Source organism: Staphylococcus saccharolyticus (assembly GCF_900458815.1).
Lineage (GTDB): Bacteria > Bacillota > Bacilli > Staphylococcales > Staphylococcaceae > Staphylococcus > Staphylococcus saccharolyticus.
Map to the genome: position 1 here is coordinate 489740 of NZ_UHDZ01000001.1, position 26605 is coordinate 516344.

Genomic DNA, 26605 nt, shown 5'->3' on the forward strand with positions numbered 1-26605 from the left:
AAACACAGTTCCAATATTAAAATATGATAGTAGGTTTCATGTTACACTTGAAATGTTAACCTTTTAAATCACATATTTTACAAAAGGATGAGATGAAAATTGGATCAACGACAATATGAATTATTAAATATGCTAGTGAGTTACAATACGGAAAGCCCGCCAGGTCGTAATACTGACCCGTTGCAAGATGAAATCGAGTCGTTATTAGAGCAATTAGGATTTTCAATTCAACGAGAACAACTATACGAGAATGATAGTGTCATTGTAGCGACATTAAAAGGAGAAGATTCACAAGCGCCTAAGTTAATACTTAATGGACATGTCGATGTGGCCTCTGTAGATGATGATCAATATTGGCAGTATCCTCCTTTTCAACTTACAGAAAAGGGGCACTGGCTCTACGGTAGAGGCGTTAGTGACATGAAAGGTGGCATGTCATCATTATTCTATGTTCTAGAGCAACTGAATCAAGATAGTCAACGTCCTAAGGGGGACATTATCGTGCAATCAGTAGTAGGAGAAGAAGTAGGTGAAGCTGGCACAAAACATGCTTGTGAAATTGGACCTAAAGGCGACTTAGCATTAGTCTTAGATACTAGTGAAAATCAAGCGTTAGGTCAAGGTGGTGTCATCACTGGATGGGTTACTGTCAAAAGTAAGAATACCATTCACGATGGCGCTCGTAGTCAGACAATCCATGCGGGTGGGAGACTGTTTGGCGCTAGCGCTATTGAAAAAATGACAAAAGTGATTCAATCACTCAATGAACTTGAACGTCATTGGGCTGTTATGAAAAAGAGTCCTGGTATGCCACCGGGTGCCAATACCATTAATCCTGCAGTCATTGAAGGCGGTCGTCATCCAGCATTTATTGCAGATGAATGTCGTCTATGGATTACCGTTCATTATTTACCTAATGAAAGTTATGAAGGAGTGATTGCTGAAATTGAGGACTACTTAAATAAAGTTGCAGAAGCAGATATTTGGTTGAGAGATAATCCACTCGCTTTTGAATGGGGTGGTAAATCTATGATTGAAGATAAAGGAGAAATTTTCCCGAGTTTTACTGTACCTACCGAGCATCCAGGATTTAAACAATTGGAGCACGCACATGAGCAAATTCGTGGTAAGAAACTGCTACATGGTATGAGTACGACTGTGACGGATGGTGGTTGGATAGCACATTTTGGTATTCCTACAATATTGTACGGACCAGGAAGTTTAGAAGAAGCACATAGCGTAGATGAAAAGATTGAAACGAGAGAGTTAGCTCGATATAGTGACGTTTTATATGCTTTTTTAAAAGAATGGTATAATCATCCACAACGTTAGAAAAGATATACAAATAAGAGGTACAGAAAACAATGTTAATTTTTAATAAATAAGTGTTAACTTGTTATTCTGTAACTCTTTATATTAAATGATTGTTTAAAATAACTTTATATATTTTGATAAAAATATGTTATGTGATAGTTACATACAAAACGTTCAAATACTTTGTTAATTTATCGTTTGAAGGTCTTTCTTAATTTACTCATCCAACTTTCACCACGTTTTGAGCGAACGGGTTGACCTGCAGGTTGGACTGTTCGACTTCTAAGTTCTTGTCCATATTTTATCGCTTCTTGCATTAAATAAGCTTGTGAGTTTAAAGGTGAAAGATTATTTCTTACATAGTGATATACACCATGATCGTCTTGGTATCTACCTTTTTCATTATCAGAAAGTTGTAAATTCATATAGTTAACTAAACGTTTACCAATATCTTTGTATTCAACAGGGAAGAGAATTTCCACACGTTTAATCATATTACGTGTCATCACATCTGCTGAAGATAAGTAGATACGTTCGTCTCCATTATTATGGAAATAGTAAATACGAGAATGTTCAAGTAAGCGTCCAACAATGCTGACAACTTCTATGTTTTCACTAATACCAGGGATGCCTGGTTTGAGACAACAAATCCCTCGAATGATAAGTTGGATCTTTACACCAGCCTGAGAAGCTTCAAAGAGCTTTTCAATAATAGCTTTATCAGTAAGTGAATTCATCTTCATCATAATTTTACCATTACCATATTGTAAGTGATTGTTGATTTCTTTATCAATACGGTCGATAAATACGTCACGAATATCATACGGTGCAACAATCAACTTATTGTATTCTGGTTTAGTTGAGTAGCCACTAAGATAATTAAAGAAGTTAATGGCATCTTCAGCTATTTCTTTATTCGTAGTGATGACACCCATATCAGTATATAGTTTAGCCGTTTTATCATTATAGTTGCCTGTTCCTAAATGAACGAAAGATGTTAATTCGTTACCGACACGTTTAACGACTAAAGCAATTTTACTGTGTGTTTTTAGATGGGTCATACCATATATAACGTGGCATCCTGCATCTTCCAACATACGAGCCCAGTGAACGTTGTTTTCTTCATCGAAACGTGCTTTTAATTCGACAAGCACTGTGACTTGCTTGCCATTTTCAGCTGCTTCTTTCAGGCTATTAATAATTGGAGAATCTTTACTTACACGGTATAATGTTTGTTTAATCGCGATTGTATTTGGATCATCTGCAGCTTCACGTATAAAGTCTACAATAGGTTCAAATGACTCGTAGGGATGATGGAAAAAGATATCTCTCTCAAGAGCTAATTTATATATATTATTATTACCCAGTGATCTTGGGATTTGTGGCGTATATTTCTCATAAGTAAGATACTTTAACTTATGAGATAAATGATCAACAAGTCCAAATAAGAAAGTTAAATCAAGCGGACCGTTTAAAAAGTAAATATCATTTTCTTCGATTTCTAATTGGTCAATCAGCCACTCTATATTTTCGTTTTCAGCTGTGCGACCATCAACTTCTAAACGAACGGCTGAACCACTTTTTCTCTCTTTTAAGAAGCGTTCTATCTCTATGAGTAAATCTTCAGCACCATCTTCATGTATAGATAAATCTGCATTTCGAGTAATTCGGAACGTAAATGTATTTAAAACTTCATATCCTGTGAATAGGTAATTGATAAAGTAAGTAATGACATCTTCAACCATTACTACATATTGTTTGGACTCTTCATTTAACGTTAAAAAGCGAGGAATTAACGATGGAATTTGTACAATCGCAGAATTAATTGCATCTTCAGTGTCTATATCGACAAAAATATTTAAGCTTTTATTATTTAATTTAGGAAATGGATGGTAGGCGTCTATACCTAACGGCGTGAGCGTAGGTAAGATGCTCAACTTGAACTCTTTTTCTAATTTTTCAATGAGTGACTCTGACAATGCCTCAGGCTTGACCATATCAATATCGTAATTTTTTAGTTCGTGAATGAGCTCATTATAACGTTCATATTGTGTCTGGACATAGTCAGTATTCTTAATTTTTATCGCATCAAGTTGCTCTTTAGGTGTCATTTGAGCCTTATTTTCAGGCTTATCATATCCCATTTTGACTTGATCCTTTAGTCCGGCTACTCGAACCATAAAGAATTCATCTAAATTCGAACTGAAAATTGAGATAAAATTTAATTTCTCAAGTAGTGGATTACTTTTATCATATGCTTCTTGCAATACTCTGTAATTAAAATCTAACCAACTTAGCTCCCGATTATTATAATACTGTGGCAAATTAATATCCTTTTCTCCCAATTGAGTTTGCATACTCTACATACACCTCGTTAATTAGTCTTTATTCATGTGCTTGTTTAAAATATCATACGAATTTTAAGATTTTGTAAAGATAATAGAGACCTTGCCTTTTAAAATCTTTTCAATGTGCTTTTTCTGTCTATTCGCTTGGTATTCTTCAGCAATGGGTTCCCCTTTGTAGTAAACATAAAGTTCGTATTTGTCATCTTTTTTTTCTTTAAGTTTAACTTCTTCAACAAAACTAGTATATGAGATATTTAACGCATTCACAAATTTAATAATACCTCCTAAAGCTTGAAGCGTATCTACTTCTTTACTTGTAAACCATTCAGTTTCTTTACAATAAAATTTGAGTAAAGATTTATTTTTAAAACTTGCTAAAAGCGCTAATTTCACACGATCTTTATGAGAGAATCCATTAATCATGGAATTTGCAATAAGATAATACGTATGTGGTGAACTTGAATCTGAATCAATAAAGCTTCCTAAATAATAGATATAGGCACCCTCTGAAAATAAGTTCTTTTCATTATCTGTGATTTTCAAATCACTTTCTTTAAGTAATTGGTTTAATAAAGATTGCGCCAATTTTAAACGACGGTTCGCACTATCTTCTTCGATGTGGTATTCCTTAGCTAAGTGTCTAAGTGCGTCTTGGCGAACATTCTCTTTTTTAAATTCATCCGGATGGCGTTGACGTATGAGATTCATTACGTAGCCTTCGCGTATGCCTTTTCTAGAAAACGTAAACTGTGTGGCATCTATTTTTTTGAAAAGTGTCTTAAAAACAGATACTGCTGGAAGAATAATGTCTATGCGGTCACGACTTAAACCATCAAGGTTCGTTAAATCATCTCGTGAACTTTTACGAATCGTATTGTAAACTTCATCGATGTCTTTAAGTGACATAGTATAATTATGAACGCCACCAATAGGGTAGGAATGACTAGATTGATGTATTCGAGCCACGTTACGTGCTGAACCTCCAACCCCAACCAGTGCAATCTCTTGATCATTTAACCAATCTAATTGACTAAATTGTTCTGATAAAAACTTTTCCATACTTTTAATGGATGATTTATCGTTATGATCTTTTTCTCCAAAAAATTGGCGTTTTAACGTAACTACTCCAAAAGGGAAACTATGTGCTTTTTTAAGCTTTTTATCTTTAAATAATGTAACTTCAGTAGAGCCACCACCGATATCAACTGATATACCATCTTCAATATCTGTTGTATGAGAAATAGCGTAGTATCCGTAGAAAGCTTCATCTTCTTCTGGGACGACTTGAATTTCAATATTGATATCTTTTTTTAGTTGTTTTATGAGGTCATCGCGGTTTTCAGATTGACGTATCGCAGCCGTTGCGATAGGATGTAACTCTTTGACTTTAAATTTTGTTGCCACTTTTTTGAAACTGCTTAATGTTTCTTTTAACACATGTATACCTTCATCATTCATTTTATTCTCACTCATTAAATATTGACTTAGACGAGCAGGGGTCTTGATATTAAGAATTTCATTCAGACCTGTATCTTTATTAAAGCTAAATATTACCAGTCGTATTGTATTGGAACCAATATCTATTAAACCAATTCTTTCTTCCATCTTTGCCTCCTGTGATTCATACGGTAAGTTCAGAAATATTAACCTTATTTAATTTTATTTTACATGATATAAATGAATTGAGAAGATTTTTCGGACACTTTTTCTTAAAGATTTCTAGTAATTTGAAAATAATTTTATATTTTAAGCAATTCGAATATATTTAAAAGAGAGAAAGTTAAATACATGAATGATTGTAATAAATAGGGTGGGACAACGAAATCTGTTTTACTCCCACCATCATAATAAAATGGAAGTTTAATAAAAATTAATATGTGGAATGACAACTAATAAATAGAGATAAGTTTACATGTTTGAATGATACATTTTAGGAGAGTGACTAAACATGAAACGTTTAGAAAATAAAATTGCAGTTGTTACTGGAGCAAGTACGGGTATCGGTCAAGGATCTGCAAAAGTGTTAGCCAAGGAAGGTGCACATGTTTTGGCTTTAGATATTTCTGATGAATTAGAGAAAACAGTGCAATCAATTATTGATGGTGGTGGCAAAGCAGCGACTGCATATAAAGTAGATATTTCTGATGATCAACAAGTGCAAGATTTTGTTGAAGAAGTAAAGAAAACATATGGACGTGTTGACGTTATTTTTAACAATGCAGGGGTAGATAATGCTGCGGGTAGAATACATGAATATCCTGTAGAAGTCTTCGATAAAATTATGGCAGTTGATATGAGAGGAACATTCCTCGTAACTAAATTCTTATTACCGTTAATGATGGATAATGGTGGCTCAATTATCAATACTGCATCATTCTCAGGGCAAGCTGCAGATTTATATCGTTCTGGATATAATGCGGCGAAAGGTGGCGTAATTAACTTTACAAAATCTATAGCTATTGAGTATGGACGTGAAAATATTCGCGCCAATGCCATTGCACCAGGAACAATTGAAACACCTCTTGTTGATAATTTAGCTGGGACATCAGAAGATGAAGCGGGTAAAACATTCCGCGGTAATCAAAAATGGGTTACTCCATTAGGTCGTTTAGGCACACCAGATGAAGTAGGAAAGCTGGTTTCATTCCTTGCTTCTGATGATAGTTCATTTATAACAGGAGAATCAATTCGCATTGATGGTGGTGTCATGGCTTATACATGGCCAGGTGAAATGCTAGGTGATGATAGATGGAAACATTCAACTAAATAAAATAGTCTTAATAAGACACAACAACACTCTAAAGTGATTAAAGACAATCATTTTTAGAGCGTTGCTACGTTATACTTATTGTTTGGAACATGCTTCACAATATTTAAATTAGGAAGCTGTCCAACTTGATAATAATGTATAGCCTGTTAAATCTTTGGTATTTATTTTAATTGTAATGTTTTCATCCTTATTAAGTTCTTTACCACATTTGGCGCATGTCATGGTACCAAAAAGACTTTTCTTTGAACTATTATTGTTAGAAAACAATGTTCTCCTCCTTTATCTACCACATTAATGATTGATAACTGTCGTCATTCAATGATCGAACAATTTCAGTAATTAAACGCACTGAGTTTTCATAATCAACTTTGTGTATTACAGATACATTTGAATGCATATATCTCAATGCTACGCCAATTGTAGTGGTTGGAATACCTTTATTTGCTACGTGAATACTGCCTGCATCCGTACCACCACCAGGAGTAGTAGCCCATTGTACAGGAATATCATATTGTTCAGCGACTGATTTAATATGTTTACGAAAGCCATTGTGCGCAATATTAGTTGCATCCATCATGATAGCTAACGGACCATCGCCAAGTTTACCTTCATTCTTTTCATTCATCATCCCTGGGACATCATAAGCCACTCCAACGTTTACCGCGATTGCTAAATCAGGTTGAATTAATTGAGCAGCCACTTTGGCACCGCGTAAACCAACTTCTTCTTGTACTGTGGCTCCTGCATAGAGATTAATGCCAATTTCCTCGTCTTTTAATTGTTGTAAAATATCCACAGCGAGTGTGCAACCATAGCGGTTGTCAAAGGCTTTAGTAGTAAAATATTTATCATTGGCTAGCGTTTCGAACTCACTATATGGTGTAATCATGTTGCCTAATTCAATGCCATCTTGTTCGGCATCTTCTTTACTACTTACACCATTATCAATATACATATTTTTAATTTCAACTGGTTTCTTACGTTCTTCTGGTGAAAGGGAGTAAGGAGGTTTTGAACCAATAATCCCTCTGATTTCACAACCATCGTCAGTTGTAATGGTAACTTTCTGAGATAACATCACTTGATTCCACCAACCACCGATATGAGTGAAATAAATATATCCATAATCATCAATATGGTAACTATGAACCCAATTTCGTCTAAATGACCAGAAATCATTATAGATTTAGAACCATGTGTTGCATTCGCCGAAAATGCCACCCAGATTATCTTCAATGATGTCATCACTCACAGGTATAAGATAATTTTTCATCAATGTTTTTACTTTCATTTCATGTCCAGCAATACCATTAACATTAGTTAATGACTTGAGTAATTCTTTAGAGTCTGGCATCGTATTTTCCTCCAATAATAAGTATTTAAATGTAGTATAACATTAGATGTTGCTTTCGTTTGACTTGGTTTTGATTTTTTGAATTTTCTAAATAAAAAAGCAAGTAAGGTATAATTTAAGTAACAAAATCGAATTAAAGGTGGTATAATTTATATAAAAAATCGACGAGAGAAGGCGACTTAAATGAAAAAAGTGATTTTGCTTTTAGTAGTATTAGTCTTAAGTACTGTCGCGCTTACGGCATGTAGCAAGGAACGTACCAAGACGTATGAAGGTGATGTGAATGGTAAAGAAGTCATTACGTCATTAACTTATAAAGATGATGAAGTGCTTCAACAATCTACGCTTGCGACAATTAAGTATGATGATTTAGGAATTGATCAGTCTCAAGCTAAAGAAATGTTTAAAAATGATGAAAATGCATTTAAAGGAATTAAAGGCGTGACTTATAAAGTGGATTACAAAGACCAGAAAGCTGTAGAGCATATTGATATTGACTATAAAGATGCAGATATTGATAAGCTAAAGAAAAACTTAGGGTTTATTTCATCTGATACTAAAAAGGGTGAACATGTAAGTATGGACAGAGTAGTTAAACAATTCAAACGTAACGGTTTAAAAGAAAAAAGTAAAATGAATGATGATAATTAAAAATAAAGTCCTGAACAGCTGATGAGTTCGGGACTTTATGTATAAATGATAGTTTTTGTCTTTCTATGAAATTAATTTAAGTTTATAGTCTTTGATTTTCTTTGTAGATCCGTCCAGTTCTCTATAGATAATATGGTCTGAAGTGATCTCTGTAGGACTATTTACACCCACCGCTGCTGCAATGTTAAATAAACCTTCGTGTATGCTTGTGACATAATTCGTAACACGATATTGCTTTTCATCAACAATTAATCCTTTTTCTTTCTTGGGATCAGTTGTTGCAACACCAACTGGACATGTATTTAAGTGACATTGTTGGCTCATAATACACCCAACACTAATCATCATACCTCTTGCAATATTCACTAAGTCTGCACCCAGTCCAAGGGCAATTGCTATTTTATCAGGAGTTATTAGCTTACCTGAAGCGAAAATTTTAACTTTATCTCTAACACCATATTTTTCTAACATACTTGATACGATAGGTAGTGCCGTGAATAATGGTAATCCAACGCCATCCTCAAGCTCTTGGAACGTAGTCCCTGTGCCACCTTCACCGCCATCAACTGTAACAAAGCTTTTGGATAAGTATCCATATCTATCATCGTTTTAACAAGCGCCTCAATGTCCTCATTTTTGCTGACTACAATTTTAAAGCCTACAGGTTTTTGACCTAATGTCTGTATTTTATTAACGAATGTTAGTAAATCTTTAGGATTTTTTATAAAATCAAATCGGTTAGGTGAATTAATGGTTTCATGTGGTTTAACATTTCTAATTTTGGCAATTTCCTCTGTCACTTTATTACCTTCCATATGACCGCCACGTGTTTTTGCGCCTTGAGCCAATTTTAATTCAAAGGCACGAATATTTGAACGTTCTGCAAGCTCAATAAACATCTCATTATTGAAATTGCCTTCTTTATCTCGTACGCCAAATAATCCTGGTCCAATTTGGAAAATGATATCGCCGTCACCTTTAAGATGGTATTCGGAAAGACCACCTTCACCTGTATTCATCCAAGTTCCCGCTTTAGCTAAACCTTTAGAAAGAGAAGTAATAGCATTTTTACCTAAGGCTCTATAACTCATTCCTGATTGACCAACAAGACGTTTGACTTTGTATGGATATTTTAAATCAGAACCTAAAACAACAGCATGTTCATCTGCTAAAAAGAAAGGATTAACTTCAGTACTTTTTCTATGTTCTTCACGACTAAATAAACGTTCATTTTTTATTTTATATATAAATGTTGAAATGAGCCCTGAATTATCTACGTGTAATTCAGTCGCTTGCAAAGGAAACATTGTGTTTTGAATGTAAAAACCTTCTTTATATTCAGTTTCAGTTCCAAAACTTGTCATCCTAGAGTTATATTTACCTGCTAAGACGATATTTTTATAGTCACTTCTTGAAAATGGCTTTCCTTCATTATCATTTGCAAAGAAATATTGTCTTAATTCTGGACCAATTTTTTCAGAAATATAACGTATACGTCCCAAAACTGGAAAGTTTCTTAAGACGCTATGTTGATTTTGACCCTTGTCTTTAAATAACCATATGAGCCCTAAAATCATAATGGTTAATAATACAATCATGATGATAATATTGACTATGAATTGCATAATAGTCAAAACTGACATAAAAATTACCCCCTAAAATATTTCTCACACTCAATAATACAACAATGTATGCGTTTTACAATGAAAGTGTAGAAAAAATGAATTAAACTAATTGTACTACTATATTAAAAAGAGGTAGTGATTTTGATTGAGAAGAGGTGGCTTATGAATAATGATGATGCAATAAGACAAACACATTGTTAAAAGAGACTTTATTCTTATACCTTTATACATACTTTTTCAGAGCATTCTACCTATTATCATTGTATTTGACACTTTGGGTATCACTGCTATAATAACTCAGCAATCACCATCTGATTGGCTATATCACTTTTCTTTAAGTCTCAGTTTTGTTTTGGCACAAGGTTCCGTACTATTCATATTCTATTTAATGCATAAAGGAACACTCACGAACGTAGTTCAACGACAATTTAATCAAAGTACAGAATACATCTGGCGACTATTTAAAATAGTTATTGTTGTTAGTCTATTGCTGATAGTAGTCCAATGGCTAATTCATAGCACATCAATCAAATTATATGGAGCTCATACACAATATGAGCAACGTGTATTAGGATTATTTAAATTGCCTATTTCATTGCTATTTACATTTATTTCTATGGTTATTTTACGCCCTATGATTGAACAATTGCTTTATCGACATCTCATTATTCATGAATTAGGTAAGGTATGGAATAAAACAGTAGTGGTTCTTTTGTCGATAGCTATTGAAACAATAGTACATGTATACGATATGTTTTCAATTTTTGAAATGGTACCGTATTTAATTATTGCGTGTGGTACAACATACCTTTATATCAAAACACATCATAATATAGTTATCGCTTACCTATTTCAAGTCAGTATACAATTCATTTTCTTCATAGAGACTTTATGTAAAATTTATGTATTTTAAATTTATTTTATTAAAACCTATGAAATAGGGAATGTAACTTCTAAAAGGTTATATAGAAGGAGGCGTCCGTCTTGCTAATCAAAGTTGAACATCTTACTTATCGCGCGGATCAACGTACAATACTTGATGACATCAACCTTAATATTGAAGCAGGGGATACTATCGCCGTAATAGGACCATCTGGAAGCGGTAAAAGTACATTGCTTAAACAACTTAATCATTTAATTAGTCCTACAAATGGAACGATATATTTACATAATCAGCCATATGAGGATTACAAACCAGAAGAGTTGAGATCACGAGTGAGTTATTTAATGCAACAAAGTGAATTAATTGGAACGACAATAGAGCAAAATATGAAATTTCCATCGGTGGCACGAAGAGAGGATTTTAATCGAGAAAAAGCAAAGCATCTTCTAGAAGAAGTAGGTCTAGGTGATTATGATTTAGATGCAGAAATTAAAAATATGTCTGGAGGAGAACGTCAGCGTATTACTATAGCACGTCAGTTGATGTATCAACCAGAGGTGTTACTTCTTGATGAATCTACAAGTGCGTTAGATACGCGTAATAAAAAGAATATCGAAAATATTATTTTTAAACTTGCTGATGAGGGAGTTGCGATTCTGTGGGTGACACATAGTGATGATCAGAGTAAGAGTCATTTTAAACGTAGAGTCACTATAACAAATGGTCAAATTTCAAATGATGAGGAGTTGAATAACGATGAGTAATACTGCGTTATGTCTTACAGCTCTCCTATTGTTAATCCCTATTTTTATTTCATATAAAGAAGGATTACATATTATTAAAGACTTGATGATTGCTACAGTTAGAGCATCTGTACAATTAATCATCTTAGGTTTCTTACTGCACTATATTTTTAAAATTAACGACAAATGGTTACTTATGATTTGTGTGCTTGTGATTATTATTAATGCATCATGGAATACGATTAGTCGTGCTTCACCAGTGATGCATCATGTCTTTTGGATTTCATTTGTATCGATATTTATTGGTACTGCATTACCATTAGCAGGCACAATTGCAACAGGAGCGATTCATTTTACAGCTAATGAGGTCATACCTATCGGTGGGATGTTAGCAAATAATGGTTTGATTGCGATTAATCTAGCTTATCAAAATTTAGATCGTGCATTTGTCCAAGACATTTCGGATATTGAATCTAAACTCACATTGGCTGCTACACCAAAGTTAGCATCAAAATCTTCTATTAGAGAAAGTATATGTTTAGCCATCGTCCCAACCATAGATTCTGTTAAAACATATGGATTAGTCTCTATACCTGGTATGATGACTGGATTAATTATTGGCGGGGTTGAGCCATTGCAAGCAATTAAATTTCAATTGCTGGTTGTATTTATACATACAACAGCAACGATTATGTCGGCTTTAATTGCTACTTATATGAGTTATGGACAATTCTTTAATACGCGTCATCAATTGATAGCTCGCGCTAATGATGTCAAACAAAGTGAATAGATATTGGTTTTATTCTACACAATTCCTAATTTAATATTATATAATGAAACAGTTATGAACGTATCAAAGGTTTGTAGCTGTTTTCTTTTTGGGGCTAAATCTTTTGAATAATAATTTTTTAAGAAAGGAGTCACAATATGACGGTTATTCGTACAGCTACGCTTATTTTAAGTGTCTTTATCGTGGGAATGGTTGAGATGATGGTAGCTGGTATCATGAATTTGATGAGTCAAGATCTTCATGTATTTGAAGCGATGATAGGTCAATTGGTGACGATGTATGCACTGACATTTGCGATATGTGGTCATATATTAGTGAAATTAGCAAACCGCTTTGCAACACGCTCAGTTTTAATATGGACATTAGTCGTTTTTATTATTGGTAATGGCATGATTGCGATAGCCCCTTATTTTACGATACTAGTTATTGGTCGTATTCTATCTTCAAGAAGCGGAACTTTTGCATGGTAGTGAAGCGAACCGTTCCCAAGACATGCGTACTCAAGTTCAATCGCTTATCTTAAGGCCTAAAGAAATCATCAAATATTTGATTATCACGTTTTTAATACTTGTCGCTAATTCTGCTACATTTATATTTATTAATCCATTAATTTTATCAAGTGGTCATGAATTGTCTTTTGTCTCAATAGCATTATTAATTAATGGCGTTGCAGGTGTTATAGGTACATCACTAGGTGGTATCTTCGCTGATAAGTTAACAAGTAAACGTTGGTTAATCATTGCAATTTCAGTGTTTATTATGATGATGGTCATATTAAATTTTGTATTGAGTGGGACGGTCGTTTTACTTATAGGACTATTTGTTTGAAATTTGGTACAATGGAGTACCAATCCAGCTATACAAAGTGGCATCATTGAACATGTTGAGGGTGATACAAGCCAAGTAATGAGCTGGAATATGTCGAGTCTTAATGCAGGTATAGGTTTTGGCGGTATTGTAGGCGGACTTGTGATGTCTCACTTATCTGTCAATATGTGACGTACACGAGTGCAATCATTGGTTTATTAAGTTTGATTGTTGTTTTAACTTTGAAAAATATTCATTATGCTAAAAATTAAGACCTGAAAAAGGTTGAAAGTAAAAGTATTTAAGATAAAAATCTAATCTCGCATTGATGACAATGTGTTACGGAGGTGATACAAGGGTGAATATTAATGTCGAGTTTAGTCCTATACTATAAATGCATTATAACTTTACCTTTTTCGGGTTTTATTTATATATATGTTTGTATGGGTGATGAAGCCTATATTGTTTCCAAGGCATCCGACCATAAGTAGCAAAATACGCTAAATCATTAATCATTTGTCGACTCAAGTTGGTTTCATGTTGTGTAATAGGAAAATCATTTTCAGATAAAATAGCTAAATTTCCAAACCAAAATGCAACATCTAAAATGTGATAAGCACTTTTAAAATGAAGACTATCAGATTGACACCAATCAAAACGTGCAAGCCATTTATGATGAGCATTGAGTTGATTTAACGTGTTGATAGCAGGAAGTTTAAAATAATATTGCGTGATAGTTTGTCGTTGTTGATGTGCGGTCTTCACATCATTTTTTGTAATATTTACTTTATTTGTGTGCATGATTTCGACAAAGCGAGCTGGTGGAAGTTTACGAGAATCCTCTTTTATATAAATATCTCCTTCATCATGTGTATAACTGATGAATACAGGCATCGGGAAATCAGAAATTGCTCGCATCATATGAGAATCCTCAATAGGCTGATAAATAAGGTCAAGTCCACGTGATTTACCTCGGTCTAATTTCTGTGTGTCCATTAAATGTTAAGAGGTCATGGGAAGTGAGTTCGGCGACTGATTGTTGAGAATAGTGGGTGTTTACTAATTCCGAGAAATGTTGGGCTTTAAGACGTGCAATCTCTTGAGTGTGCCGCTTAATAACATGACTTTATGATAATATGTATCGAGTTCAGGCATCTGTATTAATGCCATAATACTCATGCTCCCTGCAGATTGGCCCATTAATGTGATGTTTTCAGGGTCTCCACCAAAGCTTTCGATATTAAGATGCACCCATTTCAATACATTAATTTGATCAGATAAACCATTGTTATAATCAAAGTTTTCATTAAAATATGACCAATCTAAAAATCCTAAAGTACCTAAGCGATAGTTGAAAGTGACGACAATGATATCTTCCTGTTTCACTACTAATTGTGGATAACTGTGCGGTTCCATGTCCTTGAGTAAATCCACCTCCATAAAAGTAAATAATAACCGGTTTTTTATGATGGTGGTTTGCTTGTCTCCAAATATTTAAATATAAACAATTGTCAAGTTGTTTAAAGTCGTTGAAGTGATGATGTTGAAATGAAAAGAAGTTTTCTAATGCATTATAAGGTTGCGGTGGAATAGGTTGTGTGCATGTAGCATCAATATCTGAGTGGGCAGTATGAAACAATTGAGAATGTTGAAAACGTGAGATTTTGTTTAAGGGTTGTGCATATGGAATGACAAGAAATGTATCAATACCAATCTGACGGATTCCTTTAACAACTTGTTGTCCATGTACTTCTACCTTGACCATTGAAGACATCTCCCTTTTCAATATTGTTCTTACTATAACATGAATTTTAAGTTTTTAATGAATGTTGACACTTTGATGTATAAAAAACTACCAACAAAGATAAAATATCTTCATTGGTAGTTAAAACATGTATTTAGTTTTCTTAATCTTGATGGTCACGTTCTTTCCAATCTTTATGTCTTGCTTTTTTACGTGTTTTTCTTAGTTTATCTCCCATTTTTTTATTTAATTTGTTAGCACGTTTAAAGTAAATACTTTCAAAATAACTTGTCGTACCTAATTGATAGAAGATTAAAGCGACAATTGCGATGACTAAGAAATCCCATGGGTAGTGGATCCAGTTTAAGCCTTTAAATTCTTTACTTCCTATAAATGATAAGAAAGCGAGAATAATAAGGTAAATAATAATCCATAAACTACCGCCTATTTGTTTTCTAGTATTTTTCCAATTCATTTTATATTCATAGAAGAAATAAATTGGTAAACCTAAAATAATAATTAAAATAACTTCAGCAGTAGTAGGCCACATTGCCCAATAAATTGCTAAAGATGCAAGTACAAACGATAACGGTGCCATAAATTTTAAAATATTAGCTTTAAATGGACGCGTCATTTTGGGTGCCATTTTACGTAATGAGATAACTGTTGTAGGACCTGTTAAGTAAGCAACTAAAGTTGCTGTAGAAATAACGGCTGCAAGTGTACCCCAATTACGGAATAGCGTTACCATAATCATACTTATAACTGCGTTAAAACCAATCGCTACACGTGGTATGTTATATTTTTCGTTCATTTTACCTAAGAATTTAGGAATATGACCATTTTTTTCCATTGCATGAAGTACACGACCAGTGACGGCCACGAAGGATACGCCTGTACCAAATGGCGAAACTACAGCTTCAACATAAAGTAAAATCGCTAACCAGTTAATGCCTAATAAAATAGCCATATCAGCAAATGGAGAGTTAAAATTAATACCACTCCAGCCATGACTATGAATCATAGAACTTGGCATTGATGTAATAAACGTACTTTGTAATACGATGTAAAGCACAGCACTTAATGTAAGTGAAATGGCAATACCACGTGCAATATTTTTCTCAGGATTTTTGATTTCTGATCCCATGTTAATGATGGTTTGGAAAGCATTAAATGAGAAGATAATCCCTGATGTTGTTGTTGCAGCAAAGATGGGCGCACTTCCATACGGCATAAACGTGCTAGCGGAATGACCGTAATTACCTGTATCAAACCCTGAAATCATTAACATGATGATTGTTAATAAAGGAACGCCTAATTTAAATACTGAAATTAAGCTTGTGAAAGATGTTAATAATTTAACTGACCAGTAGTTAAATAAAGAAAAGATTGTGATAATAATATACACGGCAAACAATCCATATGTACTGATTGAACCATCTTTCATTAAAGCGCCCATTGGTTTAGCCCAATCCCAAGGCCATGAGCTCATATATTGTACAGCGGAAACGGCTTCAATTGGTATGATTGTCACAAGTGACACCCAGTTTGCCCACGCTGCTATGAATCCAAGTAGTGAGCCGTGAGTATACTGTGCATAGTTACTCATGCCGCCTGATTGCGGGAACATTGTCCCAATTTCGACGTAATTATAGGCTATAGTTCCGATTACTATGAAACCTATAATCCAGGAAATAATAGCGGCTGGACCGGCAATAGAAGATGCCTCCCATGCTCCAAATAGCCAGCCTGATCCAATTAATGATCCTAGACCAAGTAAGACGAGTTGTGAGAGGTTAATCTTACTACTTTTTGATTTATTTTTATTTTCCATAAATACTCCTTTATGTATGTTGACATATTCAACAAAAATTATACGCTAGTTCTAATAATAGTCAAATTATGTTTTTGTAAAATTCCAATTAATATTGTTTGATTAGATTTCTATAAAAAATAATAATATAATTTAGAGAAATATCGCAAGTTTGATAAAAGGTGTGAGAGTCAGTGGATAAACAAAAAAATGAGCAAGTGGAACAATTTTTAGCTAAAGAAAGTCAATGTCAAGATTGTTATCAATTTTTAAGACATTTAATTTTTAATGAAACTGAACTTGAAGAGAATTATAAATGGGTGCATCCATGTTATACCATCAATAATAAGAATGTTGTGCTGATACACGGATTTAAAGATTATGTAGCTTTACTTTTTCAAAAAGGTGCAATACTGGAAGATAAATACGAAACATTGATACAACAAACTAAAAGAGTACAAGCAGCGCGACAATTGCGTTTTAATTGTTTAGACGAGATAAAAAAGCGACAAGATGAAATAAAATATTATTTAATTGAGGCGATTAAAGCTGAAAAAGCTGGTAAAAAAGTAGTCATGAAAAAGAATGATGATGAAGTACCTGAAGAGCTACAACGAAAATTTGAAAAATTTCCACATTTAAAAGATGCGTTTTACCAATTAACGCCAGGACGTCAACATCAATACTTGTATTATTTTTCACAGGCTAAACGTAGTCAAATAGGTCACAATCGCATTGAAAAATATATTGATTCTATTTTAAATGGTAAGGGTATGAATGATAAATAGATAAAGTAAAAAAGGTTGGAGATGAGCCCAACCTCTTTTTATTTCACTCTATATTTTGTAAAGAATTATTTTTGATTGCCATTCAAACGCACTAAAATTTTAGCTTGAGATTTATCATTTACAAGTTGATTGAAGCCACTTTCAACAATATTGTCCAATTCGATTTCATCAGTTACAACATCTTTGACATTTAAACTACCGTTAGCGATTAAGTCGATAGTTTGTTGGAATGTAGTACCAACGCCTGCAACTTCAAATGATACGTCTATACCATTTTCTGTGTTATCATATACTGCTTGTACAGGATCAACTTTATCTGAGTTAAAAGTATGTGTTGCACCTACGCTTTTAGCTTTCTCTAAGCGTTCTTCAGATAAGTCGAAGACAAAGATTTTACTTGCGCCCGCTGTTTTCGCTGCAATTACAGTAAGTAGGCCAATTGGATCAGCACCAAAAACTGCTACAGTATCTCCAAATAATAATTCGCCTTCTTTTACTGCTTGAACTGCAACGGCCCGTTGGTTCAACAAGTGCACCTTCACGTGCTGAAACGTTGTCAGGTAAATGATAGACGTTTGTTTCAGGTGCATTTGTAAATTCTGCAAATCCTCCATCAGAACCTAAACCAATGAAAGAGTATCCATCATATAAGTCGATATTTTCTTCTTTCTCTCTTTTAGATACAGTTGGGTTAACAGCAACGCGATCGCCTTTTTTAAAGCGTGTGACATCTTTACCTACGTTTTCAACAATACCAGAGAATTCGTGACCTATTGTCACTAGTGCTTTTTGACCTAATAGCGGGTCTGGTTTATCTGTCGAAATGAAGATTGGACCTTCTAAGTATTCATGCAAATCTGTACCACAAATGCCTGTCCATGATACTTTTACTTGAACTTCATTATCTTTTAATTCTTTTGGCTCACGATCCTCTACACGTACATCTTTTTTCCCGTACCATACTGCAGCTTTCATATTTAAAAACCCCGTAATAGTAAATTTTGACCTCTAATCTACATCTTCAGTCGATGATTTGGTGTAATAATTCTTATTACACTTTGAGAATAATACTAATGTGATAGGTTTTCAATAGATATTTTGAATTTTATGTGAAATAATTCACATTTTGTAATTATTGACTTGCTTTTTAAAGAAAAATAACCTTGAAAGTACTATAATTACTTATATTAATGCATTTTATAATTATTTTAACTTAGAAAAAATGCAGAAAAATACTTTTATTAAGGTTTACAGAATAAATAATAGGTATATAATACTAACTGTCTAAAATTCCATGTCGCTGTTTATAAAATTTTTAACATAGCAAGTTTCTAAATAGACGACTTAAATTTTTACAATTTTAAAAGCAAAGGCCTCTGTACTTTTGTTTAACTTATGCACCTATTTGTTTAACAATCGCGCTAGAGGTCTTTTTTTATAACAATGGAGTTTGACACTTTAATTTCAGGAAGGGGAAAGTAACTATGTTAAGTATCAAAAACTTAACCAAAATTTATTCAGGGAATAAAAAAGCGGTAGATAATATTTCTTTGGATATTGAATCTGGGGAATTTATCGCTTTTATTGGGACAAGTGGTAGTGGTAAAACAACTGCATTACGTATGATTAATCGTATGATTGAGGCAACTGAAGGTCAAATCACTATGAATGGGAAAGATGTCCGTAATATGAACCCTGTTGAATTACGTAGAAGTATTGGGTATGTCATTCAACAAATTGGTTTAATGCCTCATATGAATATTCGAGAAAATATTGTTTTAGTACCTAAACTTTTAAAGTGGTCTAAAGAAAATAAAGATGCGAAGGCTAAGGAACTTATTAAACTGGTAGATTTACCGGAGGAATATCTTGATCGTTATCCAGCTGAATTATCAGGTGGTCAGCAACAACGTATTGGAGTTGTTCGTGCTTTAGCAGCAGAACAAGATATTATTTTAATGGATGAACCGTTTGGGGCATTGGATCCGATTACACGTGATACATTACAAGATTTAGTTAAAGAATTACAACAAAAATTAGGTAAAACTTTCATATTTGTTACACATGATATGGATGAAGCAATCAAATTAGCAGATAAAATTTGTATTATATCAAAAGGGCAAGTTGTACAATTTGACACACCCGATAATATTTTACGTCATCCTGCAAATGATTTTGTTATTGATTTTATTGGTCAGAACCGTCTTATCCAAGATCGTCCGAATATGAAAACTGTAGAAGGTGCAATGATTAAACCTGTAACTGTTAAAGCAGATGATTCACTCAATGACACAGTCAATATTATGAGACAAAAACGTGTAGATACAATATTTGTGGTTAATAATCATAATAAATTACTAGGATTCTTAGATATTGAAGATATTAACCAAGGATTAAGAGCTGGTAAAGAGTTAATCGATACAATGCAACGTGATATTTATAAAGTTCATATTGATACAAAGTTACAAGATTCAGTACGTACAATTTTAAAACGTAATGTAAGAAATGTACCGGTTGTCGATGATTCAGATAGACTCATTGGCTTAATTACACGCGCCAATTTAGTTGATATTGTTTACGATTCTATATGGGGTGAAGAAGAAAACAATAATAATGAACATGATCAAAGTGATGAACCTAACCGTGTTCAAGAAGAACAAGCGAAAAACATAAAACAACAAGTGCAAAAGGAAGTGAATGAGGCTGAGGGTTTTCAACAAAGGGGAGTTGAACATTAATGAAAGCATTTCTTCAAGAATACGGAGGTCAACTTGTTTCGAAAACAATAGAACATTTTTATATTTCGATGATTGCTTTATTGATTGCTATTGTAGTTGCAGTACCTCTAGGTATTCTATTATCGAAAATGAAACGTACAGCTAATGTGGTATTAACGATTGCTGGTGTATTACAAACAATACCAACCTTAGCAGCGTTAGCAATTATGATTCCAATATTTGGAGTAGGAAAGACACCAGCGATTGTCGCCTTATTTATATATGTATTATTGCCAATTTTAAATAATACAGTATTAGGCGTACAGAATATTGATCGAAACGTTATACAAGCTGGTCAAAGTATGGGAATGACAAAGATGCAATTAATGAAAGATGTGGAATTACCTTTGGCCTTGCCACTTATAATTAGTGGTATTCGCTTATCAAGTGTTTATGTTATTAGTTGGACTACACTTGCAAGTTATGTCGGTGCAGGAGGATTAGGAGATCTTGTATTCAATGGTCTGAATCTCTATCAACCACCGATGATTATTAGCGCTGCAATTTTAGTTACTCTTTTAGCCTTGGTGATTGATTTTATTCTTTCTTTAGTTGAAAAGTGGGTTGTCCCCAAAGGCCTAAAAGTATCTAGATAAAAGAAAAGGTAGGAATAGTCATTGAAGAAACATTTCAAATATACAGTCATTCTCATTGTATTGTCCCTCGTCGTATTATCTGGATGTAGTCTACCCGGCTTAGGCGATGGCAACGCAAAAGATGATGTCAAAATTACTACAACCGAAACAAGTGAAACAAAGATTATCGGCAATATGGAAAAATTAATGATTGAACATGAAACAAACGGTAAGATTAAACCAACCTTAATTGGAAATTTAGGATCTAGCATTATTCAACATAATGCCTTACAACGTGGTGATGTCAATATGTCAGCAGTACGTTATACTGGAACTGAATTAACGAGTGTTCTTGCAGCTAAACCTACTAAAGATCCTAAAAAAGCAATGTCAGAAACGCAACGACTGTTTAAAAAGAAATATAATCAAAAATATTATAATTCGTTAGGATTTGCGAATACTTATGCATTTATGGTGACGAAAGAAACTGCTGTAAAATATCATTTAAAGAAAGTTTCAGATTTAGAGAAATATAAAGATAAGCTTCGTTTAGGCATGGATACTCAATGGATGAATCGTGCTGGTGATGGTTATCCTGCATTCGTCAAAGATTATGGCTTTAAGTTTGCCAGTGCACGCCCAATGCAAATTGGCCTTGTTTATGATGCTTTAAAAAATAAAAAATTAGATGTTGCTGTTGGGTACTCTACTGATGGACGTATCGCAGCATATGATTTAAAAATATTAAAAGACGATTGCAAGTTTTTCCCACCATATGATGGTAGCCCATTAGCGACTGAAAAATTAATTAAAGATAATCCTAAAATAGATAAGGCATTGAAGAAATTAGAAGGGAAGATTTCTACCAAAGAAATGCAAAAGTTAAATTATGAAGCAGATGGTAAAGGCAAGGAACCAGCAGTAATTGCAGAAGAATATTTAAAAGAACATCACTATTTCGATAATGAGAAAGGTGGTCAAGAATAATGAAGGACAATTTATTGCATTCAATCATCGAGTATTACTCACTCAACTGGGCCTTTCTTTTAGAATTATTTTTTAAACACTTATTAATGTCAATATATGGCGTGCTATTCGCATGTATCATTGGTATTCCAATTGGAATTTTGATAGCAAAGTATAAGCGTTTATCATGGCCAGTAATTACAGTTGCTAATATTATTCAAACTGTTCCAGCGATTGCGATGCTAGCTATTCTAATGTTAGCGATGGGGCTGGGACCTACAACTGTCGTAGTCACCGTGTTTCTTTATTCTTTATTACCAATTATCAAGAATACATATACAGGTATTGTTGAAGTAGATGATAATATCAAAGATGCCGGTAAAGGTATGGGTATGACAAGAAACCAAGTGTTACGTATGATAGAGTTACCATTGTCATTGTCAGTTATAATTGGCGGTATAAGAATCGCGCTTGTAGTAGCAATAGGTATTGTTGCGATTGGCTCATTTATAGGAGCTCCAACACTAGGAGACATTATTATTAGAGGTACTAATTCTACAGATGGTACAGCGTTTATACTTGCAGGCGCAATTCCAATTGCGTTAATCGCTATCATCATTGATATAGGTTTACGTTTCTTAGAAAAACGTTTAGATCCTACACGTAAAAATAAGAAAGATCAATCACAGGAACATCAAATTCAAAAATTAAGTTAAAATCAACCATTGATGTATGACGTTTAAGTGCAAAACAAAACATAGGCGTAAAATGACAGGGGTAATGAAGTCATTTTACGCCTATGTGTTTTGTTTAATTACAGAAATGATTTTACATTTTATAACAATATGGGTGCTAGAATAAGAACAACAGCTACGACGATAACTCCTACAATAACAACAGCGATACTTCCCATTGACTCTTCTGTTTCTCCTAGTTCTTTAGCAGCAGCTACACCAAGTGTATGTCCACTTGTACCTAGTGCTAAACCTCTTGCTATGGGATTAGAAATTTTAAAGAGCTTAACAATTTTTGTACCTAATGCTGATACGACAACTGCATTAAGAATAACAGCTAATGATGTTAATTCTTTAACACCACCGATACCTTGAGAGACAAGTAATGCAATAGCTGTAGTGGCTGCTTGAGGTAACATTGATGCAGTAATTTGATTACCAAATTGGAATGTTTTAGCAACTAAATAAGTTAAAATTAACGCAACAATTGTACCAATTGCGATGCCACCAATAATTTGGAGCCAGTACTTTTTTAATACTTCTCGTTTTCTATACAAAGGAATCGCGAAACTAATTGTGGTTGGCTCTAAAAAGAAATTAATGATGTCGCCACCAATTTTATAGTTTTGATAACTAATTCCTGTTAATTTTAAAAATGCAATTCCCACTACCATGCTGACAAATAACGGTGCTAACAAGAAAAAGCCATTTGTCTTTTTATAAAAGTATGTCGCAATGACGAAAGGAATTAAAGATACTAAAATCCCGAAATATGGTGTGTTTATTCCTAAGTGTTCAATCATTGATTACCCTCCTATATGACTTGTTTCTTCATTTTTTCTTTAGAAGGGAAAAGTGATTTCGTCACCAATAATTGTGAAGCAAAGTCTGTGCATACTAATAATAAAATTGTAGAAGTAATAATAAGTAAGATGATTAAAATAGGGCTTTGACTTAATATAGGTAAGGAGTTAATGACAGATATACCTGCTGGAACGAATAAGAATCCAATGTTATTTGTTAATGCTGTTCCTACCGTTTCAACTTGTCCCAATTTCACTACTATACCAGTACATAATGCTATGAAAAGTAAGACTAAACCGATAACTATTGGTATAGGTATAAATGATTCTATAATTTTAGAAATAAGTAAAATAATTGCTAAAGTTAACGCTTGTTGAAATACATTGTATTTCTTTGACTTCTTGTTGTCAGCCGTTTGCTTTGTGACTGTATGTGATTGTACCAAAGTTACCATTCCCCTCTGTAATAAGCTTGTTTGCATTATATTATGAAGGCGGTTACTTTTGGTGTTTTGTAATCTCACTTACAAATATTTATAGTTGAAATGCACCAATTGGGCGGTGAGAATCAGAGACACTTTTAAGATTTCAATTATTGAATTCCCAATTGTTGTTTAAATGCTTTCATGTAAGATTGACTGATTTGATATTTTAAATCCTGAGTTAGAGTTAATTGAAAAGTGTAGTTAAACCAATGTTCGATAGTTTGGATATGTTGTTTATTAACAATTGTTGAGCGATGAATCTTTATAAAAACATTTGAGGGTAGTTTCTTTTCATAGGTAATTGAGCGTTTCGGTTGTTTCGAATTGCTGTTTGACAGTATTAATTGTTGTAATGCCATTATTAACTGACAGAGCGATAATATTAGCAAAGTTTAATATATATACGTTCATCAACGTTTATCGGTAGTACTTATGTTTGATGAAGGTCGTCGGTTTTTGTACTGTCTAACTGTTGATTGATTGGTTGAGTGGGTTCATCATTTTGCAGTTTATTAGCAGAATAAACTTTATTGACAGCTTGATTGATTCGTTCTTTGTCAAAAGGCTTTAGAATATAATCAAGTGGCGTTTAATTCAAATGCTCTTACCGCAAAATTTTCATGAGCTATAGCAAAAATAATGTGTGGGGCATGCTTCAATTTATTAACTTTTTAGGCAAGGTCTATTCCACTTTCATCCATTAAGTTTATATCTAAAAATATTAAATCAAATGTCTCATACATAGTTTTTCTAAAGTTTCTTCTATATTTTCAGCTTCTTCAATTAAATGAATCACTTCATTTAAGTCTAAAAGATAATGCAGTTCATTTCTTGCTAAAGGTTCGTCATCAACGATGAGCGTTTTCATTTATGTCTGCCTCCTCTAAATATTTATATGGAATAACACAACTTACAATCGTACCATCATTTGATGACCGAATATCAAGGCTTGATTTTGCACCAAATGAACCTATGAGTCTTTTGTTGAGATTGACTAAGGCGTTTCCAGTTCCAGTCTTAGATGACACAGCACTATAACCTAATGGGTTTAATTTCTCATGAGGTATGCCACGTCCATTATCATTTACCGAAATTCTTAAATAATCTTCATTTAAACTCACGATAACATCAATGTGGTTATTGAATTTACGATTTTTAAATGCATGTTTGATTGAATTTTCTACTAAAATTTGAATGATAAAAGGTGGAATAAGTGCATTTGTGCAATTGTCATCAATATCTTAATGAATATTAAACCTGTTTGGATAACGTGCTTACTCTAATGAAAAGTAAGCTTCGACTTGTTGTAATTCTTTTTTAAGTGTAATGTTATTATTACGAGCATCATTAAGGTTTGAACGGAAAAATTGACTCAGCTGTATAAGTAGTCGACGTGCTTTTTCACTATCTATCCTAACTAGAGCTGAAATTGTGTTGACAGCATTAAAGAAAAAATGTGGATTAACTTGGGCTTGTAATGATTTAATTTCAGCTTCTCCTAGTTCAAGTTGACTTGAAAAGATTTTTGTCAGACCTTGAGCCAGTTGTTGATCAAAAGTGGAAATATGATTTTGTTCTGTTTTGTTCTGTAAAATAAAATTTAAGTGTACCTGCTACTTCATTATGAGTATATAGAAGTACAACGATGGCAGACTCAAGGGGACAATTTGGATGATGGCATCATATTTCCTCTCTTGAGTGCGCAACTTTAAGATGACCAGATTGAATCACTTCTTTAGATAAATCAGTGATGATTTCTTTACTTGTTACATAATGATCGCTTCCTGCACCAATATGCGTTAAAATATCTTTTTTTTTAGTGATGGCTACAGCTAAAACTTGCATTAATCTTAAAATAATTTCAGCAGTTTGTTTCGCGGATTTCTCGTTGAGCCCAGAGCGAAAGTAGGGGAGCGTTTCATTAGCAAGTTGTAATACATCGTGAGTTTGTACTGCGCGCATTTGTTCTTCTTGTTTAATTGTAGATAGGATAATCGTTAAGAAGATAGCTGTCTCCAAACTATTAATGATTATCATCGGAAGAGCGATAAAACTTACTAGAATAACAGCATGATGAATATCATTAGATAATAATAAGATACAACCCATTTGAATGATTTCGGTAATAGCACCTATCATTGCTCTTTTGGTAATAGAAGGATACGTATTTTGTTTGATGGCTTGGTGTCCGAAGTAACCAGAAATAATAGCAATGACTTAGAGGAAATTAAATAAGTATAAGCGTCAGCACCACCAATGAACAAACGACATAAACCAGAAATGATACCTATTATGATAGCTACCCAAGGTCCTCCTATAAGTCCAGATACTCCAATAGTTAAGACACGTGTATTAGCCATTGAGTCATCCGAATTTAAATGATAATAAATATTGCCAGACACGATGTGAACTTGTTCTATTTCAACTCCTGTGAAATTTGATATCATGGCGAATATTCCAAATATAATGATAAGTTGACACTTAGAACGCCATTGGTCTCTTTGACTCATCATTGTCTTAAAATGATTAATATTCATTAAAATATAGGCAAGTAAAATAATTAATCCAACTCGTTCTAGTAATAAAATAAATAAGTTAAACATAACGTCAATCCCCATTAAATTTCTTTCGACGA

The 26605-nt window shown here is 33.5% G+C and carries 16 protein-coding genes and 7 pseudogenes; 12 read left to right on the forward strand and 11 right to left on the reverse strand.

Going from position 1 to position 26605, the window contains the following annotated elements:
- Positions 1 to 99: 99 nt before the first annotated feature.
- Entirely contained in the window at positions 100 to 1332 is a 1233-nt protein-coding gene (locus tag DYE57_RS02170; protein WP_115312697.1) for an acetylornithine deacetylase, read from the forward strand.
- A 173-nt stretch (positions 1333 to 1505) separates the two neighbouring features.
- Here DYE57_RS02170 and DYE57_RS02175 read toward each other — a convergent pair whose 3' ends face one another.
- Entirely contained in the window at positions 1506 to 3671 is a 2166-nt protein-coding gene (locus DYE57_RS02175; protein ID WP_115312698.1) for an RNA degradosome polyphosphate kinase, read from the reverse strand.
- A gap of 63 nt (positions 3672 to 3734) precedes the next feature.
- Complete coding sequence (gene ppx / locus DYE57_RS02180; protein ID WP_115312699.1) at positions 3735 to 5267, reverse strand: exopolyphosphatase; 1533 nt, start codon at positions 5265 to 5267, stop codon at positions 3735 to 3737.
- A 343-nt stretch (positions 5268 to 5610) separates the two neighbouring features.
- On the opposite strand from ppx, the gene DYE57_RS02185 reads away from it, so the two are divergent.
- A complete protein-coding gene (locus DYE57_RS02185) occupies positions 5611 to 6432 on the forward strand; it encodes an SDR family oxidoreductase (protein ID WP_115312700.1) in 822 nt (273 codons plus the stop codon).
- A 283-nt stretch (positions 6433 to 6715) separates the two neighbouring features.
- Here the strand turns inward: DYE57_RS02185 and DYE57_RS02190 are convergent.
- Positions 6716 to 7786: pseudogene (locus DYE57_RS02190) on the reverse strand (M42 family metallopeptidase).
- Positions 7787 to 7969: 183 nt separating this feature from the next.
- Here DYE57_RS02190 and DYE57_RS02195 point away from each other — a divergent pair.
- Positions 7970 to 8437, forward strand: coding sequence for a YehR family lipoprotein (locus DYE57_RS02195; RefSeq protein WP_115312701.1), 468 nt, complete (start codon positions 7970 to 7972; stop codon positions 8435 to 8437).
- A gap of 63 nt (positions 8438 to 8500) precedes the next feature.
- Here the strand turns inward: DYE57_RS02195 and DYE57_RS02200 are convergent.
- Positions 8501 to 10080: pseudogene (locus DYE57_RS02200) on the reverse strand (FMN-binding glutamate synthase family protein).
- A 175-nt stretch (positions 10081 to 10255) separates the two neighbouring features.
- Between DYE57_RS02200 and lnsB the strand changes: the two are divergent.
- The 4 genes and pseudogenes from lnsB (at position 10256) to DYE57_RS02220 (ending at position 13557) form a co-directional block, all read left to right on the forward strand.
- On the forward strand, positions 10256 to 10975 hold the full coding sequence (gene lnsB, locus DYE57_RS02205) for a CPBP family lipoprotein N-acylation protein LnsB (protein WP_115312702.1): 720 nt from the start codon (positions 10256 to 10258) through the stop codon (positions 10973 to 10975).
- A 71-nt stretch (positions 10976 to 11046) separates the two neighbouring features.
- Positions 11047 to 11709 (forward strand): ABC transporter ATP-binding protein, encoded by a 663-nt coding sequence (locus tag DYE57_RS02210; RefSeq protein ID WP_115312703.1) that lies wholly within the window; start codon positions 11047 to 11049, stop codon positions 11707 to 11709.
- On the forward strand, positions 11702 to 12478 hold the full coding sequence (locus DYE57_RS02215) for an ABC transporter permease (protein ID WP_115312704.1): 777 nt from the start codon (positions 11702 to 11704) through the stop codon (positions 12476 to 12478). The genes DYE57_RS02210 and DYE57_RS02215 overlap by 8 nt, the downstream gene beginning before the upstream one ends.
- 137 nt (positions 12479 to 12615) lie before the next feature.
- Positions 12616 to 13557: pseudogene (locus DYE57_RS02220) on the forward strand (MFS transporter).
- Between the two features lie 151 nt (positions 13558 to 13708).
- Here the strand turns inward: DYE57_RS02220 and DYE57_RS02225 are convergent.
- Positions 13709 to 15050: pseudogene (locus DYE57_RS02225) on the reverse strand (carboxylesterase family protein).
- A gap of 142 nt (positions 15051 to 15192) precedes the next feature.
- Positions 15193 to 16863 carry an APC family permease gene (locus DYE57_RS02230; RefSeq protein ID WP_115312705.1) on the reverse strand — a complete coding sequence of 557 codons (1671 nt, stop codon included), beginning with the start codon at positions 16861 to 16863 and terminating at the stop codon, positions 15193 to 15195.
- Positions 16864 to 17036: 173 nt separating this feature from the next.
- On the opposite strand from DYE57_RS02230, the gene DYE57_RS02235 reads away from it, so the two are divergent.
- Complete coding sequence (locus DYE57_RS02235; protein WP_115312706.1) at positions 17037 to 17630, forward strand: YdeI/OmpD-associated family protein; 594 nt, start codon at positions 17037 to 17039, stop codon at positions 17628 to 17630.
- Between the two features lie 65 nt (positions 17631 to 17695).
- Here DYE57_RS02235 and DYE57_RS02240 read toward each other — a convergent pair.
- Positions 17696 to 18605 (reverse strand): annotated as a pseudogene (locus tag DYE57_RS02240) (2,3-butanediol dehydrogenase).
- A gap of 509 nt (positions 18606 to 19114) precedes the next feature.
- On the opposite strand from DYE57_RS02240, the gene DYE57_RS02245 reads away from it, so the two are divergent.
- Genes DYE57_RS02245 through DYE57_RS02260 form a run of 4 tightly spaced genes read left to right on the forward strand, consistent with a single transcriptional unit; the run spans position 19115 to position 22664 of the window.
- A complete protein-coding gene (locus tag DYE57_RS02245) occupies positions 19115 to 20368 on the forward strand; it encodes a betaine/proline/choline family ABC transporter ATP-binding protein (RefSeq protein WP_115312707.1) in 1254 nt (417 codons plus the stop codon).
- Positions 20368 to 21003, forward strand: coding sequence for an ABC transporter permease (locus DYE57_RS02250; protein WP_115312708.1), 636 nt, complete (start codon positions 20368 to 20370; stop codon positions 21001 to 21003). Before DYE57_RS02245 ends, DYE57_RS02250 begins: the two co-directional genes overlap by 1 nt.
- 21 nt (positions 21004 to 21024) lie before the next feature.
- Positions 21025 to 21969, forward strand: a complete 945-nt coding sequence (locus DYE57_RS02255; protein ID WP_115312709.1) for an osmoprotectant ABC transporter substrate-binding protein — start codon at positions 21025 to 21027, stop codon at positions 21967 to 21969.
- On the forward strand, positions 21969 to 22664 hold the full coding sequence (locus DYE57_RS02260) for an ABC transporter permease (RefSeq protein ID WP_115312710.1): 696 nt from the start codon (positions 21969 to 21971) through the stop codon (positions 22662 to 22664). Before DYE57_RS02255 ends, DYE57_RS02260 begins: the two co-directional genes overlap by 1 nt.
- Before the next feature lie 119 nt (positions 22665 to 22783).
- Here DYE57_RS02260 and lrgB read toward each other — a convergent pair whose 3' ends face one another.
- The 4 genes and pseudogenes from lrgB to DYE57_RS02280 all read right to left on the reverse strand — a co-directional run bounded on the left by lrgB (position 22784) and on the right by DYE57_RS02280 (position 26573).
- Positions 22784 to 23485, reverse strand: coding sequence for an antiholin-like protein LrgB (lrgB, locus tag DYE57_RS02265; protein WP_115312711.1), 702 nt, complete (start codon positions 23483 to 23485; stop codon positions 22784 to 22786).
- Between the two features lie 11 nt (positions 23486 to 23496).
- Complete coding sequence (gene lrgA / locus DYE57_RS02270; RefSeq protein WP_232619689.1) at positions 23497 to 23931, reverse strand: antiholin-like murein hydrolase modulator LrgA; 435 nt, start codon at positions 23929 to 23931, stop codon at positions 23497 to 23499.
- Positions 23932 to 24077: 146 nt separating this feature from the next.
- Positions 24078 to 24838: pseudogene (locus DYE57_RS02275) on the reverse strand (response regulator transcription factor LytR).
- Positions 24819 to 26573 (reverse strand): annotated as a pseudogene (locus tag DYE57_RS02280) (LytS/YhcK type 5TM receptor domain-containing protein). Before DYE57_RS02280 ends, DYE57_RS02275 begins: the two co-directional pseudogenes overlap by 20 nt.
- Between the last annotated feature and the right edge of the window lie 32 nt (positions 26574 to 26605).